Consider the following 15,635-nt stretch of genomic DNA (forward strand, 5'->3'; position numbering starts at 1 on the left):
TGGCTGTCCGGTCCGCCCGGGCGCTCGCCCGGAGGCGGTCCGCCCGGCCCGCCCGGCCCGCGAGGTCCCTTCGGTGGTGTGGCCAGTTCGGCCGGAACGCCGTGCTCGGTCAGGCACCCCGCGAATGCGTCCGGATCAGCGGCTGATTCAGCGGTCTGGATGGTGTAGGCGGGAATGCCCAGCAGAGCGACGACGGCGGCGGTGCCGCCGACGATCGCGGGAACGGATCGTTTCACGGATGACTCCTCGGCATGTTTGTCACAGATGGTGAGCGCACCGAAGGTGGTGACGCCCATCACCTGTATAGAGCCGGGCCGTGGGTCTGAACTGTCCGCAGCCTGTGTGCCGGCTATGACTGCTCGACCCGGCGCTTGAGCGCCGACAGCGTGGAATCCACGACGAATGTCTCGATACGGCTTCGCACGCAGGGCGGCAGCCACAGCGCCAGGCCCAGGCGCAGGCTGTAGACGACCGCGGTGCCGCCGCCCGGGGCGGGGCTCAGCGTGTAGCGGCCGTCTTCGGTCTTGAGGATCTGGCCTTCGGTCAGCCGCCAGCTGACCCCGTCGTCGTGCCAGTCGTAGCTGAGCACGAACTCGTCGGGCAGCGGCCCGTAGCGTTCGCGCCAGCGCGCCACGCCGGGCCGGCCTTCGCTGTCGTGGGCGAGGATCTCCACGGCCTCGGCAGCCGTCCACTCCACCATGGCGGGCAGGTCGGTGAGCACCGCGGTCACCCGGGCGGGCTCCGAGTCGACCGTGATCCGGCCTATCGCCATGTCAGTGCGCCGCCCACACGTCCTCCAGGTACCGGTTGTCGGCCCGCTGCTGCTCGAGCCAGGCGACACCCTCCTCGGCGCTCACCCCGGCGTGCTGGGTGTAGATCTCGGCGTAGGCGTCGCGCAGCGCCGGTGCGACGGTGCCGGCCCCGCCGCAGATGTAGGTCACCCCACCGCGTCCCATCAGATCGAGGATGCGTTCGCCCTGCGCGCGAACACAATCCTGAACGCGCTGACCGGGGCCGGACGCCGGCCGCGAGTAGGCGGTGACGATCTCGACCACCCCGTCGGCTTCGAATGCGCGGAACTCGTCTTCGTAGATGAAGTCCGAGTCCGGCATCCGGCAGCCGTAGATGAGCAGCGCCGGGCCGCATTCGGCCGTCCCTGCCTGCGCCGCCCGTTCCTGCAGGAAGCCCCGGAACGGCGACAGCCCGGTGCCGGTGGCGATCATGATCATCGGTGTCGCCGGGTCCTGGGGCACCTCGAACGGCAGGCCGGGGGGACGGATGAAGCCGGGCACCATGGCGCCGGGTTCGGTGCGGGCCAGGAAGTTCGACGAGGTGCCGGAGAAGATGCCGTTGCCGTTGCGGGCGGGTTCGCGCAGCGCGCCGACGGTGATGCTGCACCGGTCCGGCGCCACCGCCGGCGACGACGAGATCGAGTAATAACGCGGCGCCAGTCCGGGCAGCAACTCCAGGCAGGTGTTCAGGGGTACGTCGATGGAGGGGTAGCGCTGCACCATGTCCAGCAGTGAGACCCGCTTGAACAGGATCTCCTCGCGGTAGCGCGCCACGTTCTGCTCGCCGTCGGCGGCGAGGTCGGCCAGTGCGCGCTGCTCGTCGGGGTCGGTCGCGAACTCGGCCAGGGTCTTGATCTGGGCCCGCGTCAACGGGGCCTGCAATTCGACTCGTGCGGAGAGCAATTCGGAGACGACGAACGGGGTGTCGAGCGGCAGATGGCTCGGTGCGCCGGTGTTGGCGCGGATCATCACCATCTCGTCGAGATCGAGTTCGGCCAAGGCTGCGGCACGTCCGACGAGCTCGGCGGCGTTGCGGGGCAGCACCGCGATGTGGTCGCCGGTGCGGTAGTCGACGCCCTCGGGCAACTGGAACTCGATGTGGCGGGTGGACCGGGCGACGGGGCCGGTCTGGGCGACTCTGGTCAGCAGCTCCCGGTTGTCCACCACGCGGTAGGGGGTGGCCTCCAGCGACGCGAAGAACGAGGCGTGCAGGCGCTGGCCGGTGGAGGAGAACTCGTAGCGGTTCATGTCGGTCTGTACGTCGGCCTGCGGGGCCAGCCCCAGCGTGTCGCCGGCCTGCTTCCAGAACCCCGAATACCAGTCCCGGAACATGCCGTCGAAGTCGTCGGAGGCGTCGGCGGCGCCGCGTTCGGCGAACGGCTCGGCCCCCGCGGCGCGCAACAGGGCGTCGACTTCCTCGGGCACCTTCTGGAACGTCGACGCCCACACCCGGTCCCCGGCGCCGAAGACCGTGTACCGCACTCCGGCCAGGGCGTCGGCGGACAGGCCGCTGCCCAGCCACTTGTGGAACTCGACCGCGTTGTCGGGTGGGTTGCCGTTGTAGGACGACGTGCAGATCACCACCAGCCCGTCGGTGGGAAGGTTGTCGGTATAGGCATTCAGTTCGCCTACCGTGACGGTGAATCCGCGGGCGCGGCCGTCCTCGGCGATCTCGTTGGCGATGCGTTCGGAGGTCCCCAGGTTGGACCCGAACAGGACCAGCAGCGGATTGCCTTCGCCATAGGCCGACACGACGGGTGCCGGCTTGGCGGAGGCGGCGTCCGAAGTCTCCGCGGTCGCCGCGGACCTCATACCCGACAGCGTGGCGGTCTCCCTGCCTTCGCGTGGCGCGACGGTGATCGCGAGGTCGTGCGGTTTGATCGAGAAGAAGTCTTTGATGTCGAGCTGGTAGTCGAAGGAGTCCAGCAGCCGGAAGCGCTGCAGGATCAGCCCGAGCAGCAGCTGCGATTCGAAGAACGAGAAGTGCCGGCCGATGCAGGCGCGCTGTCCGCTGCCGAACGGCATCCACGCCCACGGCGGTCGACCGGCCTCGAGTTCAGGGGTGAACCTGTCGGGGTCGAAAGCCTCTGGGGCGGGGAAGATCTCGGGATCGCGTTGCAGCTTGGGGGTGAGGATCTGGATGGTTTGACCCTTCTTGACCCGGTACTTGCCGCCCAGCACCTCGTCGGCCAGGGGACGGACCTGGAACCCGGCGCCCACCGGCCACAGGCGCAGCGCCTCCTTCATGCAGGCCAGCAGATACTGCAGCTTGGAGATCTGCGCCGGGCCGGGCAGCGCCGAGAGGTCGTCGCCGAACACCTCGTCGACCTCCTGGTAGCACTTCGCCAGCGCGTCCGGGTTCTTCAACAGGTAGTACACCGTCCACATCAGCATGCCGCTGGTGGTGTCGTAGCCCGCGGCCAGGAAGGTCAGCATCTGGTGGCGGATGCTCAGGCGATCCAGCTTCTCGCCGCTGTCCTTGTCCGCCTCGGTCAGCATCAGGTCCAGCACGTCGCCTTTGGATCCCACTTCGGCGGACGAGATCCGTTCGGAGATGATCGAATCAGCCAGGTCGTTGAGGAAGCTGATGTTCTTCTTGTACTCGCTGCGTCCCTTGATGGCCTCGTAGAGGTCCTGGCCGGGCAGCCGGCTGGGCCGGTTGACGCATTCGGCGATCACCTCTTCGAGTGCCGTCACGATCGGCGGCATGTCGTGCCGGTAGAACGACCCCGGCCGGTAGCTGAAACACACCAGGCAGATGGTGTCGAAGGTCAGCTTGGTCATATCGGTGACCACGTCGACCGGGTCGCCCGGGTTCAGCCGCGCCCATTTCATCACCAACTGGTCGGCGATGTCGGCCATCTTCTCGGTGTAGCCCTTGATGGCCTGCGGGGCGAACGCGGGCAACAGGATGTTGTGCGCCTTCTTCCACGCCGGCTCCTGGGTCCAGGACGTGAAGATCGCGTCTCCGACGACCTCACGCATCGCGACGAGTTCGGGGGAGTTGTTCTTCTCGAAGCGGGTCTCGTCGAGACACTCCTGGGCGATGTCGCCGCCGGAGACCACGACCATGTCGTGTCCGGGAGTGACCAGGTGATAGATCGGCCCGAGTTCGTCGGCGAGATCCATCATGGCCTGGGTGGGGTGCTCGGCGTCGAGATGCAGCGCGTCGCCGAGAACCGGCACCCTGTTCGACGGACGTGGGATCTCTTCGAACTCAGAACTCATGCGGCCCTGCCTTTCTCAATGCGCTGGTGCGTTTGGTGACGGCGAGTCGGGCTCGGGCGCTTCGCCCCGGGCGCGACGGACTGGGAGGACGAGCAGCGGGATGGCCACCAGGGCCAGGCTCAGGGCGGTGAAGCCGAGCCGGGCCCAGTGCTCGTCGGGACCGGCGATCGCGCCGCCGAGCGCGGGAGCGATGCTGCCGGCGACCAGGCTGGCGGCGCCGGCGATCACCACCAGCTGGCCGGATCGGGTGTCGAGTTCGGCGGCCAGCGCCAACAGCAGCGGGCTCAGGCAGAAGAAGGCGATGTTCACCGCGAGGAATCCGATGGTGAACGGTGCCGGACCGGTCGAGGTGCCGACGAGCAGATTGCCGACCGCCAGCACGACGACCGCGGGGACGACGATGAGCATCTTCGACACCCGGCCGCCCAGCGCCAGGGTCAGTCCGGATCCGATCAGGCCGACGAGCTGGGACAGGCCCAGGAACGTCGAGGTGAACTCCGTGGACAGCCCGGCCCGCTCACCGATGGATTGCGCATAGGTCCAGATCATCATGTTGCCGACGTTCATCAGCAGCAGCGCACCCACCAGCAGAGCCGCCGGGAACGCGGTCGCGCCCGCAGCCGGGCGCGGCCCCGTGCCGGTCGCCGGGTCGGCCTTGGGCAGCGTGCGCACGTCGGGCAGCCGCAGGATGAAGACGACGCAGAGCAGTTCGGCCGCGGCCATGCCCAGGTAGATGCCTTCGTGGGGCCACGCGTCGTGCAGCATGGGTCCCAGCGTCAGCATCGCGGCCCCGGCCAGCATCCAGCTGATCGTGACGATGCTGAACGCCCGCTCGGGGTATCGGGCGTAGGCCAGCGCCGAGTTGGCCGCCGCGTAGCTCAGGCCGGCGCCCAGCCCCATCACGATCTGCAGGGCCAACACCGCCCAGAAGCTGCCCGACAGTCCCGTCAGGGCCAGGCACAGCGCGGTGAGCACGGCGCCGCCCACCCCGAGGGCCCGGCGGTCCAGGCGTGGCAGCAGTGGCAGCACGGCCAGCGCGGCCACCGCCACTCCGGTCTGGCCGGCCGCGACGAGTACCCCGGCGTACTGGGTGCCGAAGCTGAACTCCTTGGCGAACGAGATCGCGAGCAGGGGAGACAGAAAGGTGGTCAGGAAGCCGGCGACCATCATGCCGGCCGCGCCTACCACCAGGCCACGATGTTCAGCGGGTGCGGCGCTGGCGGTGGCGGACATCGCGGCAGAGCATATGGCGCGTCGCCCGAACCTGCAGGGCATCGTCTCAGGATGTGATGAAGATGTCCGGTGCCGGCTGGCCGGACGGCGGTGGCGGCCGAATGTCGCGCGGCGACGACGAGCCGCCGGCGATGCCGCCGTGGTGTCCGAGGGGGGACTTGAACCCCCACGCCCGTTAATAGGGCACTAGCACCTCAAGCTAGCGCGTCTGCCATTCCGCCACTCGGACCTGCTTTGGGCAGCTAAGGCTAACGGATCAGCCGCCTCGGACCCAAACCACGGGCTGGGGCCGCCCGGGATCAATGGTAGGAAAGGGACTGTGCCAGGACCACAGACCCCCAGCGACGAGGTCGTCGACATCGTCAGCAGGTTGATCCGGTTCGACACCTCCAACACCGGAGACCCCGCCACCACCAAGGGTGAGGCCGAGTGCGCGCGCTGGGTGGCCGAGCAGCTGACCGAGGTGGGCTTCACCTGTGAACACGTCGAGGCCGGGGCGCCGGGCCGGGCCAACGTGTTCGCCCGGCTGCCCGGGGCCGACCCGTCCCGCGGTGCCCTGATGCTGCACGGGCACCTCGACGTGGTGCCCGCCGAGGCCGCCGACTGGAGTGTGCACCCGTTTTCGGGGGCGGTCGAGGACGGCTACGTCTGGGGCCGCGGCGCCGTCGACATGAAGGACATGGTCGGGATGATCATCGCGGTCGCCCGGCACTTCAAGCGGGCGGGCATCACCCCGCCGCGTGATCTGGTCTTCGCGTTCGTCTCCGACGAGGAGGCGGGTGGCACCTACGGCTGCAAATGGCTGGTGGAGAACCGCCCGGATCTGTTCGCCGGGGTGACCGAGGCGGTCGGCGAGGTGGGCGGCTTCTCGTTGACGGTGCCGCGCCGCGACGGCGGCGAACGGCGCCTCTACCTGGTCGAAACCGCTGAGAAGGCGATGCTGTGGATGCGCCTGACCGCGCGGGCCCGGGCCGGTCACGGGTCGATGGTGCACGACGACAACGCCGTCACCGCCGTGGCCGAGGCCGTCGCCAAACTCGGCAGGCACCGCTTCCCGGTGGTGCTCACCGACTCGGTCGAGCAGTTCCTGACCGCGGTGGGGGAGGAGACCGGGTACGCATTCGATCCGGCTGCGCCCGACATCGAAGGCACGGTCGCCAAGCTCGGGGGTATCGCGCGAATCGTGGGAGCCACGCTGCGCGACACCGCCAACCCGACCATGCTCAAGGCGGGATACAAGGCCAACGTGATCCCGGCGACGGCCGAGGCGGTGGTGGACTGCCGGGTACTGCCCGGGCGGCTGGCCGAGTTCGAGCGCGAGGTCGACGAATTGATCGGCCCCGACGTGCAGCGTGAATGGATCACCGACCTGCCCTCCTATGAGACGCCGTTCGACGGTGAGCTGGTCGCGGCGATGAACGCGGCGATCCTGGCGGCCGACCCCGAAGCCCGCACCGTTCCGTACATGCTCTCCGGGGGCACCGATGCAAAACACTTCGCCCGTTTGGGTATTCGCTGTTTCGGCTTCGCGCCGTTGCGGCTGCCGCCCGACCTGGACTTCGCCGCGTTGTTCCACGGCGTCGATGAACGGGTACCCGTCGACGCGTTGGCGTTCGGCGCGCAGGTCCTCGAGCACTTCCTGCTGAACTGCTGATACCACGATTGAAAGGACAGATCGCCCATGGCTTTTCCGTACAACCCCTATGAGTTTCTGCCCGAGCTGCCCACTTTCACGGTGACCTCGGAGTCGTTCGGCGACGGCCAGCCGATGGCCAACGATCAGGTCAGCGGCATCATGGGTGCCGGCGGGTCGGACGTCTCGCCCCAGTTGAGCTGGTCGGGTTTCCCCGAGCAGACCCGCAGCTTCGCGGTCACCGTCTACGACCCGGACGCGCCGACGGCGTCGGGTTTCTGGCACTGGGCGGTGTTCAACCTGCCCGCCACCGTCACCGATCTACCGGCCGGTGTCGGCGATGGTAGCGGGTTGCCCGGCAGCGCAGTCACTTTGGCCAACGATGCCGGTCTCAAGCGCTTCCTCGGCGCCGCTCCACCGCCGAATCACGGGCCGCACCGCTACATCGTCGCCGTACACGCCGTCGACGTCGAGAAGCTCGAGGTGCCCGCCGAGGCGACCCCCGCCTACCTGGGTTTCAACCTGTTCAGCCATGCCATCGCCCGCGCGCTGATCACCGGCACCTACGAACAGAAGTGATTTCGGTGTGGTTGTCGTCGCCCAGCGACGACAACCACACCGAAATCACTGGGCAGCTGAACCGACTGCGTCGGCCAGGCTGGTGAACCCGTTGTCGTGCAGGCGGCGGGCGATGCCGTCGTTGATGGACTTGGCCCACAGCCCGCCGCCGTAGACGAACCCGGTGTAGCCCTGCAGCAGTGCGGCTCCCGCGGTGATGCGCTCCCATGCGTCGTCGGCGGTTTCGATGCCGCCGACGTTGATGAGCACGAGGCGGCCCCCCACCCGGCGGTAGAGACGGCGCAGCACTTCGGCGGAGCGTCGGGCCACCGGCGGCCCGGACACCCCGCCGGGGCCGAGTTCGGCGACTCCCGGTGTCGCGAGGCCCTCCCGCGAGACCGTGGTGTTGGTCGCCACGATGCCGGCCAGGCCCAGTTCCACCGCCAGATCGGCGATCAGGTCGATGTCGTCGTCGGCCAGATCGGGGGCGATCTTGACCAGCACCGGCGTCGTGGTCTGCGCCAGCACGGCGGCCAGGATGGGGCGCAACGCCTCGACCGACTGCAGGTCGCGCAGGCCGGGTGTGTTCGGCGAGCTGACGTTGACCACCAGGTATGCCGCCAGCGGGCCGAGCAGCCGGGCGCTCTCGGCGTAGTCGTCGGCGGCCTGCTCGGGTGGTGTGACCTTGGTCTTGCCGATGTTGACGCCGATCGGCACCTCGGGGACGTGGCGGGTCAGCTGCGCCGCCAGCGCCCCGGCGCCGTGGTTGTTGAACCCCATCCGGTTGAGCAGCGCGCGGTCGGCGGGGAGCCGGAAGAGCCTCGGGGGCGGGTTGCCCGGCTGGGGACGCGCGGTCACCGTGCCGAGCTCGGCGTACCCGAAGCCCAGTGCGCCCCAGGTGCGCAGGCCCAGCCCGTCCTTGTCGAATCCGGCCGCGAGGCCCATCGGGGCGGGGAACCGCACGCCGAACACCGTGCTGGCCAATACCGGATCATGCGGGCGCAGCACACGCGACATCGCCCGGCGCAGCGGCGGTGCGGCAGTGGCCGCGCGCAGCCCGCCGAACACCACCGTGTGGATCCGTTCCGGTTCCACTGTGAACAGCACCCGGCGCAGCGCTCGATACATCGGTCGTCCCTCGGTCACGCGAGCTGGTCGGGGGAGTGCGGGGGCTGGGGACGCTTCTTGCGGCGCAGCAGCACCCGGCGGCTGCCGTCGGTGTAGAGCCGGACCCGGGTCAACTCCCAGCCGCGGTACTCGGCCTCGATCGACAGCCGGATCGACGCGCTGACGCGGGTCACATCCGGCGGCAGCCGCAGCGGGATCCACTCGTATTCACCCGGGTCCTCCGAGACCACCTCGTCCCAGGCGGCCGGCATCCGGCCGCGGGAGCCCCGGCTCATCGGGCTGCTCGGCTCTTCGCGCAGGCGCTCATCGGGCTGCTCGGCTCTTCGCGCAGGCGCTCATCGCGTACCGGCCTGCGGGATCACCTGGACACCCGCACCCGCGCCCGACACCACGTACAGGGTGCCGGCGGCATCGTCGAAGGCCAGCGAGTTCGGCTGCTGCACGGTTCGATAACGCACCTTCTCGACGGGGATTCCGGTCGCAAGATCGTAACCAACCACGGTGTTGGTCGCCGTCTGGGCGACCCAGACCAGCGCCGGTGTGTCGCCGCCGGAGGCGGTCAGCCCGTACGGGGCGTCCGGCACCGGGTAGCGCTGCCGCAGCATCAGCGGATCCACCCCGTAGACCAGCAGTTCCCCGCCACGGGTGTCGGCGACCAGCACCCGCCCCGCCGGATCGGCGGTCATGGTGGTGGCCCCCTCGCCGGCGCGCAGGGCGTGTTCGGCGGCGGTGCCGTCGGCGTTGAGGCTGGTCACCGAGGTCTGGCCACGGTCCAGCACCACTGCGGTGTCGCCCTGGGTGACGATGCTGTCGACCCGCGCGAAGATCTTCAGCTGCGCTCCGACGGTGCGCTCGGAGTCCAGGGTGTACACGGTGCCGTCGGCGCTGCCCAGCACCAACCGGCCGTCGGCACGCCTGCTCACCGCGGTGAAGTCGACCCCGTCGTGGCCTTCGACGCCGATCCGCTCGGCCGCGCCCGCGGCGACGTCGAGGCGGTAGTAGCCGCCGCGGGTGGCCAGGAACACCGTGCCGTCCCCGGTTCCGGCCAGGGCGGTGGCCACCGAGTCGAGACGCACCTGCTCCGGGGTGCCCGGCGCAGCGAACACCGTTACCATCGAACCCGCCTGGTCAGACGGGCTCAGAATCACCAGCGATCGCGTTGCCGCGTCGAACAGCGCAGCCTGGGCGTCGGCGGCCAGCGGCCACACCCGCCCGGCCGGGTCGGTGCCGGCGGGCGGCGACGCCGCGGCGCTCGCCGGGGTGATCGTGGGCGGTGGAGCGTCGACGGGATTCGAGGAACAGGCCACCAGTACGCTTGCCAGTGCTGCCACTGCGGGCAGAACCAGCAGCGCCGGTATGTTTGTGCAGCGCGGCAAGGGGTAGCTCTCGGTTGTGCGGGTGAAACCTGATCGAACGGCCAGTGTATTCAACTCGTGATGGCCGAATCGGCCGAGTCTGCACCGCCTATTTACGTAAGTGAAGGTATGGTACGGAACATGACCCTTCTTGCAGATAGCGATATGAATGGTCAGGGGTTTGCTGTCGAGGACATCACCACCGGTGTCCACGCCAGCGGATTCGGGCAGGTCGGCGACGGACGCAGCTTCTCGTTCCACATCGAGCGGCAGGCTCTCGTCGTCGAGGTGTACCGGCCGCGGCTGCGCGGCCCGGTTCCTCAGGCCGAGGATGTGGTCGCGACCGCGACCCGCAAGCTCACCGACATCGACCTGTCCGACGAGCGCAGCATGACCGCGGCGGTGCGTGATGCCGTCGCCGACGCGCAGCCGGTACCGCGCAACGCCCGCTGACCCCGGCTCACGGTACGGTCGTCTCCGTGACGGACGTGCCCGCGATGTCCTGGTTGCAGGTCGTCGTCCTGTCGGTCCTGCAGGGTCTGACCGAGTTCCTGCCGGTTTCCTCCTCCGGCCACCTGGCCATCGCATCGCGGGTGTTCTTCGACGACGACGCCGGTGCGTCGTTCACCGCGGTCAGCCAGCTGGGCACCGAGGCGGCCGTGCTCGTCTTCTTCGCCCGCGACATCGTGCGGATCGTCAAATCCTGGTGGGCGGGCCTGTTCGCCGCCGCCCGCCGCGACGCCGACTACTGGCTGGGCTGGTGGGTGATCATCGGCACCATCCCGATCAGTGTGGTGGGTCTGCTGTTCAAGGACGAGATCCGCACCGGGGCACGCAACCTGTGGCTGGTGGCCACCGCGCTCATCGTGTTCTCGCTGGTGATCGCCGCCGCCGAGTACGCCGGCCGGCAGACCCGCACCGTCGAGAAACTCACCTGGAAGGACGCCGTGATCGTCGGCCTGGCCCAATGCCTGGCCCTGATCCCCGGAGTGTCCCGTTCCGGCGCCACCATCAGCGCGGGCCTGTTCCTCGGGATGCACCGCGAGCTGGCCGCGCGGTTCGGGTTCCTGCTGGCCATCCCCGCGGTGTTCGCCTCGGGCCTGTTCTCGCTGCCCGACGCGTTTGCACCGGTCGGCGAGGGGATGAGCGCCACCGGCGCCCAGCTGCTGGTCTCGACGATCATCGCGTTCGTGGTCGGTTTCGCCGCCATCGCCTGGTTCCTGCGCTTCCTGGTGGGGCACAGCATGTACTGGTTCGTCGGCTACCGGATTGCGCTGGGTGCGGTGGTACTGGTGCTGCTGTCGACCGGGGTGGTGGCCGCGACATGACCACGGCGCGCGAGGAGGCGAGATGACCGACGAGCGCTTGCGCGAGGAGCAGACATGACCGACGAGCGCTTGCGCGAGGAGCAGACATGACAGTTCTACTGCTGCGTCACGGACGCTCCACGTCGAACACCGCCCACACGCTGGCGGGACGCTCGGCCGGGGTGGACCTCGACGACCGCGGCCGCGAGCAGGCCGCCGCGCTGGTCGAGCGGATCGGGTCGCTGCCGATCCGCGCCATCGTGCGCTCACCGCTGCTGCGGTGCGGGCGCACGGTCGAACCGCTGGCCGCCGCCCTCGGCGTGGAGCCGGTGGTCGAAGACCGCCTCGCCGAGGTCGATTACGGCGCGTGGACCGGCCGCAAGATCGGTGAGCTGGTCAAAGAACCGTTGTGGGCGGTGGTGCAGCAGCAGCCCAGCGCCGCGGTGTTCCCGGACGGTGAGGGCCTGGCCGCGGTGCAGGCCCGCGCGGTCGCGGCGGTGCGCGAACACGACCGCAGGCTGGCCGACGAACACGGCAACGATGTGCTCTGGATCGCCTGCACCCACGGTGACGTGATCAAGGCGGTGCTGGCCGACGCACTGGGCACCCACCTGGACAGTTTCCAGCGGATCAACGCCGACCCGGCCTCGGTCAGCGTCATCCGGTACACGACGCTGCGCCCGTTCGTCGTCCACGTCAACCACACCGGAGCCGCGCTGAACGCGGCGCTCGCCGCCGCGCCCGAGGCCGGCAAGTCCGAAACCGGCGGTGTGCCCACCGGCGACGCCGTGGTGGGTGGCTCGGCGGAGTGATCACCGACGGTGCGATTACGGCTCACGTGGCATAACCGGTATTTTGGACACTGCCATGGCCCGCGAAATCCACGTCTTCCGAACTCCCGACCGCTTCGTGGCCGGCACCGTCGGGCAGCCCGGAAACCGGACCTTCTACCTGCAGGCCGTCCACGACAAGCGCGTGATCTCGGTGATTCTGGAAAAACAGCAAGTGGAAGTGCTCGCCGAGCGGATCGCGGCGCTGCTGCTCGAGATCAACCGCCGGTTCGGCACCCCGATCCCGCCGGAAACCGATGAGGTGGAGGACCTCAGCCCGCTGGTCACGCCGGTCGACGCCGAGTTCCGGGTCGGCACCATGGGGCTGGGCTGGGACTCCGAGGCGCAGACGGTGGTGGTCGAACTGCTCGCCGTCTCCGAGACCGAGTTCGATGCGTCGGTGGTGCTCGACGACTCCGAGGAAGGCCCGGATGCGGTCAGGGTGTTCCTGACCCCCGAGTCGGCCCGTGAGTTCGCGACGCGGTCGAACCGCGTCATCTCGGCCGGACGTCCACCCTGCCCGTTGTGCGACGAGCCGCTGGATCCCGAGGGGCACACCTGTGTGCGCACCAACGGGTACCGGCGCGGTGAGCTGGCCGAAGTCGACGATGACGACGGCATCTGATCCCGAAGCGCACGACGCTGCCGCCGAGGAGGTGCTGCGTCGCGGCGAGCTGAACGTCATCGGCCGGATCCGCTCGGCGAGCAACGCCACCTTCCTGTGCGAGGCCAACCTGGCCGAACTGACCGTGCACTGTGTGTACAAGCCGGTGGCGGGGGAGGCTCCGCTGTGGGACTTCCCGGACGGCACGCTGGCCGGCCGCGAACTCGCCGCCTACCTGGTCTCGGCGGCGCTGGGTTGGGATGTGGTGCCGTTGACCATCATTCGCGACGGCCCAGCCGGAGCTGGGATGCTGCAGCGCTGGGTCGACCAGCCCGGAGACGACCCGGACCTCGGTGCGCCCGCGGGCACCGGCCCGGAACTGGTCGACCTGCTGCCCGCGGGCCGGATCCCGGCCGGGTTCCTGCCGGTGCTGCAGGCCTACGACTACGCCGGTGACGAAGTGACCCTGGTGCACGCCGACGACGAGCGGCTGCACCGCCTGGCGGTGTTCGACGTGCTGATCAACAACGCCGACCGCAAGGGCGGTCACGTGCTGTGCGGCCGGGACGGCCGGGTCTACGGCGTCGACCACGGCGTGAGCCTGCACGTCGAGGACAAGCTGCGCACGGTGTTGTGGGGGTGGGCCGGCAAAGCGGTCGATGATCGGATCATCGCGGATGTCGCCGCGCTGCGCGAGCTCCTCGACGGCGGGCTGGCCGAGCAGCTGTGCGGTCACATCACCGATCGTGAGGTTGTTGCGTTGCGGTCCAGAGTCGTTGCCCTACTGGCTAATCCGGTGATGCCCAGCCCTGATCGGCGGCGCCCGATACCGTGGCCGGCGTTCTGAAGTGATCTACTGATCCGGTGACGACCCGTACCGATGCGGCGCTGGCCGCCGACATTGCAGCCGAGGCCGGTGAGCTGCTGCTGGCGATGCGTGAGCAGATCGGCTTCGGGGATTTCTATGATCCGTATTCGCTCGGTGATGCCGGCGACATGCGGGCGAACACGCTGATCCTGGACCGGCTGCACCGGGAGCGGCCACACGATGCGGTGCTTTCCGAGGAGGCGGCCGACGACGTCTCGCGCGTCGACGCCGACCGGGTCTGGATCGTCGACCCGGTGGACGGCACCCACGAGTACTCGATGCCCGGTCGGTCCGACTGGGCGGTGCACATCGCACTGTGGCAACGCGGCGCGGAGGGGGCCGGCGGCACGATCACCGATGCGGCGGTGGCCCTGCCGGCCCGGGGTGAGGTCTACCGCAGCGACACCGTCACACCCCCGCCGCCGCGCGCCGACGGCCCGATCCGGATCACCGCGAGCTCGAACCGTCCCCCCGCGGTGCTGTGGCACCTGCGGGATCGCCTCGACATCCAGTTGATCCGGATCGGGTCGGCGGGGGCCAAGGCGATGGCGGTGGTCCGCGGCGACGTCGACGCCTACGTGCACGCCGGCGGGCAGTGGGAATGGGACTCGGCGGCCCCGGCCGGGGTGCTGTGGGCGGCGGGGATGCACGCCTCGCGGCTCGGTGGCGCCCCGCTGATCTACAACCGGCGCGACCCCTACCTGCCGGATCTGCTGATGTGCCGGCCCGAACTGGCCTCGTTGCTGTTGACCGAGATCAACGCGGCCCACCGGCGTTGAGCGCGGGGAATGAAACCGCCGTCCGCATTGTCGGATCGGGGGATGTCTAGAGTCGACGCCATGCAACCGTGGTCTGCGCCGAGCGTCCCGACCCTGCCGGGTCGCGGGCCGGCGCTTCGGCTCTACGACAGCGCCGACCGTCAGGTGCGTCCGGTGACACCGGGGCCCACCGCCACCATGTACGTGTGCGGAATCACCCCGTACGACGCGACCCACCTGGGCCACGCCGCGACCTACCTGACCTTCGACCTGGTGAACCGGCTGTGGCTCGACGCCGGCCACGACGTGCACTTCGTGCAGAACATCACCGACGTCGACGACCCGCTGTTCGAGCGGGCGCAGCGGGACGGGGTGGACTGGCGTGAGCTGGCCGACCGCGAGACCGCGCTGTTCAGCGAGGACATGGCGGCGATGCGGGTGCTGCCGCCGCGCGACTACATCGCCGCCACCGAATCGATCGCCGAGGTCATCGAGGTCGTCGAGAAGATGCTCGCCTCCGGGGCCGCCTACGTCGTCGACGATGCGCAGTACCCCGACGTGTACTTCCGCGCCGGGGCCACGCTGCAGTTCGGCTACGAGTCGGGCTATGACCGCGACACCATGCTGACCCTGTCGGCCGAGCGTGGCGGTGACCCCGGGCGGGCCGGTAAGCGGGATCCGCTCGACGCGCTGTTGTGGCGGGTCGAGCGCCCGGGGGAGCCGAGCTGGCCGTCCCCGTTCGGCGCCGGACGGCCGGGCTGGCACGTCGAGTGCGCCGCCATCGCACTCAGCCGTATCGGGACGGTGCTCGACATCCAGGGCGGCGGCAGCGATCTGATCTTCCCGCACCACGAGTTCTCCGCCGCGCACGCCGAATGCGTGACCGGGGAGCGGCGGTTCGCCCGTCACTACGTGCACGCCGGGATGATCGGCTGGGACGGGCACAAGATGTCCAAGAGCCGGGGCAACCTGGTGCTGGTGTCGGGGCTGCGCGCCGAGGGGGTCGATCCCGCGGCCATCCGGTTGGGCCTGCTGGCCGGGCACTACCGTGAGGACCGGTTCTGGAGCCAGGAGGTCCTCGACCAGGCCCGGACCCGGCTGCACCGGTGGCGCAGCGCCACCACGCTGGCGGGGGCCCCGGACGCCACCGATGTCGTCGCACGGCTCAGGCGCTACCTCGCCGACGATCTCGATACTCCCAAAGCGCTTGCCGCCCTTGATGGCTGGACCACCGATGCGCTGTCCTACGGAGGGCACGACAGCACCGCCGGAGCCGCCGTGGCCACGGCGGTCGACGCGCTGCTGGGCGTTGCGCTCTGACCTTCTGACTGCGTACCCGGAA

15 protein-coding genes, 1 tRNA gene and 1 pseudogene are annotated in these 15,635 nt (G+C 69.5%); 9 read left to right on the forward strand and 8 right to left on the reverse strand.

Annotated features, from left to right (window positions below):
* The 5 genes and pseudogenes from ACXAID_RS10515 to ACXAID_RS10535 all read right to left on the reverse strand — a co-directional run.
* Positions 1 to 236, reverse strand: a pseudogene (locus ACXAID_RS10515) (hypothetical protein); the annotation flags it as partial.
* Between the two features lie 113 nt (positions 237 to 349).
* Positions 350 to 772 carry an SRPBCC family protein gene (locus tag ACXAID_RS10520; RefSeq protein ID WP_475022150.1) on the reverse strand — a complete coding sequence of 141 codons (423 nt, stop codon included), beginning with the start codon at positions 770 to 772 and terminating at the stop codon, positions 350 to 352.
* Position 773: 1 nt separating this feature from the next.
* Positions 774 to 4,019, reverse strand: a complete 3,246-nt coding sequence (locus ACXAID_RS10525) for a bifunctional cytochrome P450/NADPH--P450 reductase (protein ID WP_475022151.1) — start codon at positions 4,017 to 4,019, stop codon at positions 774 to 776.
* Positions 4,020 to 4,034: 15 nt separating this feature from the next.
* A complete protein-coding gene (locus tag ACXAID_RS10530) occupies positions 4,035 to 5,252 on the reverse strand; it encodes an MFS transporter (protein ID WP_475022152.1) in 1,218 nt (405 codons plus the stop codon).
* Between the two features lie 140 nt (positions 5,253 to 5,392).
* A tRNA-Leu gene (locus tag ACXAID_RS10535) sits at positions 5,393 to 5,481 on the reverse strand.
* Positions 5,482 to 5,571: 90 nt separating this feature from the next.
* On the opposite strand from ACXAID_RS10535, the gene ACXAID_RS10540 reads away from it, so the two are divergent.
* Complete coding sequence (locus tag ACXAID_RS10540) at positions 5,572 to 6,906, forward strand: M20/M25/M40 family metallo-hydrolase (RefSeq protein WP_475022153.1); 1,335 nt, start codon at positions 5,572 to 5,574, stop codon at positions 6,904 to 6,906.
* Between the two features lie 27 nt (positions 6,907 to 6,933).
* Positions 6,934 to 7,464: a YbhB/YbcL family Raf kinase inhibitor-like protein gene (locus ACXAID_RS10545; RefSeq protein WP_475022154.1), complete on the forward strand. Its 531-nt coding sequence runs from the start codon at positions 6,934 to 6,936 to the stop codon at positions 7,462 to 7,464.
* Between the two features lie 45 nt (positions 7,465 to 7,509).
* Here ACXAID_RS10545 and ACXAID_RS10550 read toward each other — a convergent pair whose 3' ends face one another.
* The 3 genes from ACXAID_RS10550 to ACXAID_RS10560 are packed head-to-tail and all read right to left on the reverse strand — an operon-like array spanning position 7,510 to position 9,902.
* On the reverse strand, positions 7,510 to 8,571 hold the full coding sequence (locus tag ACXAID_RS10550) for a quinone-dependent dihydroorotate dehydrogenase (protein WP_475022155.1): 1,062 nt from the start codon (positions 8,569 to 8,571) through the stop codon (positions 7,510 to 7,512).
* A gap of 14 nt (positions 8,572 to 8,585) precedes the next feature.
* Positions 8,586 to 8,846: a DUF5703 family protein gene (locus ACXAID_RS10555; protein ID WP_475022156.1), complete on the reverse strand. Its 261-nt coding sequence runs from the start codon at positions 8,844 to 8,846 to the stop codon at positions 8,586 to 8,588.
* A gap of 60 nt (positions 8,847 to 8,906) precedes the next feature.
* Positions 8,907 to 9,902, reverse strand: coding sequence for an NHL repeat-containing protein (locus tag ACXAID_RS10560; protein ID WP_475022157.1), 996 nt, complete (start codon positions 9,900 to 9,902; stop codon positions 8,907 to 8,909).
* Between the two features lie 165 nt (positions 9,903 to 10,067).
* Between ACXAID_RS10560 and ACXAID_RS10565 the strand changes: the two genes are divergently transcribed.
* The 7 genes from ACXAID_RS10565 (at position 10,068) to mshC (ending at position 15,613) form a co-directional block, all read left to right on the forward strand.
* A complete protein-coding gene (locus ACXAID_RS10565) occupies positions 10,068 to 10,379 on the forward strand; it encodes a hypothetical protein (protein ID WP_475022158.1) in 312 nt (103 codons plus the stop codon).
* A gap of 44 nt (positions 10,380 to 10,423) precedes the next feature.
* Positions 10,424 to 11,254 (forward strand): undecaprenyl-diphosphate phosphatase, encoded by an 831-nt coding sequence (locus tag ACXAID_RS10570; protein WP_475022182.1) that lies wholly within the window; start codon positions 10,424 to 10,426, stop codon positions 11,252 to 11,254.
* 86 nt (positions 11,255 to 11,340) lie between these two features.
* A complete protein-coding gene (locus ACXAID_RS10575) occupies positions 11,341 to 12,045 on the forward strand; it encodes a histidine phosphatase family protein (RefSeq protein WP_475022159.1) in 705 nt (234 codons plus the stop codon).
* Between the two features lie 55 nt (positions 12,046 to 12,100).
* A complete protein-coding gene (locus tag ACXAID_RS10580) occupies positions 12,101 to 12,688 on the forward strand; it encodes a DUF3090 domain-containing protein (protein WP_475022160.1) in 588 nt (195 codons plus the stop codon).
* The gene (locus tag ACXAID_RS10585) at positions 12,672 to 13,514 is read left to right on the forward strand and encodes an SCO1664 family protein (protein WP_475022161.1); all 843 of its coding nucleotides are present in this window, start codon (positions 12,672 to 12,674) and stop codon (positions 13,512 to 13,514) included. Before ACXAID_RS10580 ends, ACXAID_RS10585 begins: the two co-directional genes overlap by 17 nt.
* 17 nt (positions 13,515 to 13,531) lie before the next feature.
* Positions 13,532 to 14,314, forward strand: coding sequence for a 3'(2'),5'-bisphosphate nucleotidase CysQ (locus ACXAID_RS10590; RefSeq protein ID WP_475022162.1), 783 nt, complete (start codon positions 13,532 to 13,534; stop codon positions 14,312 to 14,314).
* Positions 14,315 to 14,374: 60 nt separating this feature from the next.
* Positions 14,375 to 15,613 carry a cysteine--1-D-myo-inosityl 2-amino-2-deoxy-alpha-D-glucopyranoside ligase gene (mshC, locus tag ACXAID_RS10595; RefSeq protein ID WP_475022163.1) on the forward strand — a complete coding sequence of 413 codons (1,239 nt, stop codon included), beginning with the start codon at positions 14,375 to 14,377 and terminating at the stop codon, positions 15,611 to 15,613.
* Positions 15,614 to 15,635 lie beyond the last annotated feature (22 nt).

The sequence above is a fragment of the Mycobacterium sp. ABE4_509 genome, assembly GCF_056160785.1.

Excerpts from the sequence above, each read along its gene's own strand:
- ACXAID_RS10525 (WP_475022151.1), bottom strand. The coding sequence starts at position 4,019 with ATGAGTTCTGAGTTCGAAGAGATCCCACGTCCGTCGAACAGGGTGCCG.
- ACXAID_RS10575 (WP_475022159.1), top strand. The coding sequence starts at position 11,341 with ATGACAGTTCTACTGCTGCGTCACGGACGCTCCACGTCGAACACCGCC.
- ACXAID_RS10530 (WP_475022152.1), bottom strand. The coding sequence starts at position 5,252 with ATGTCCGCCACCGCCAGCGCCGCACCCGCTGAACATCGTGGCCTGGTG.
- ACXAID_RS10555 (WP_475022156.1), bottom strand. The coding sequence starts at position 8,846 with ATGAGCCGGGGCTCCCGCGGCCGGATGCCGGCCGCCTGGGACGAGGTG.
- ACXAID_RS10585 (WP_475022161.1), top strand. The coding sequence starts at position 12,672 with ATGACGACGGCATCTGATCCCGAAGCGCACGACGCTGCCGCCGAGGAG.
- ACXAID_RS10520 (WP_475022150.1), bottom strand. The coding sequence starts at position 772 with ATGGCGATAGGCCGGATCACGGTCGACTCGGAGCCCGCCCGGGTGACC.
- ACXAID_RS10550 (WP_475022155.1), bottom strand. The coding sequence starts at position 8,571 with ATGTATCGAGCGCTGCGCCGGGTGCTGTTCACAGTGGAACCGGAACGG.
- ACXAID_RS10570 (WP_475022182.1), top strand. The coding sequence starts at position 10,424 with ATGTCCTGGTTGCAGGTCGTCGTCCTGTCGGTCCTGCAGGGTCTGACC.
- ACXAID_RS10580 (WP_475022160.1), top strand. The coding sequence starts at position 12,101 with ATGGCCCGCGAAATCCACGTCTTCCGAACTCCCGACCGCTTCGTGGCC.
- ACXAID_RS10565 (WP_475022158.1), top strand. The coding sequence starts at position 10,068 with ATGACCCTTCTTGCAGATAGCGATATGAATGGTCAGGGGTTTGCTGTC.
- ACXAID_RS10545 (WP_475022154.1), top strand. The coding sequence starts at position 6,934 with ATGGCTTTTCCGTACAACCCCTATGAGTTTCTGCCCGAGCTGCCCACT.
- mshC (WP_475022163.1), top strand. The coding sequence starts at position 14,375 with ATGCAACCGTGGTCTGCGCCGAGCGTCCCGACCCTGCCGGGTCGCGGG.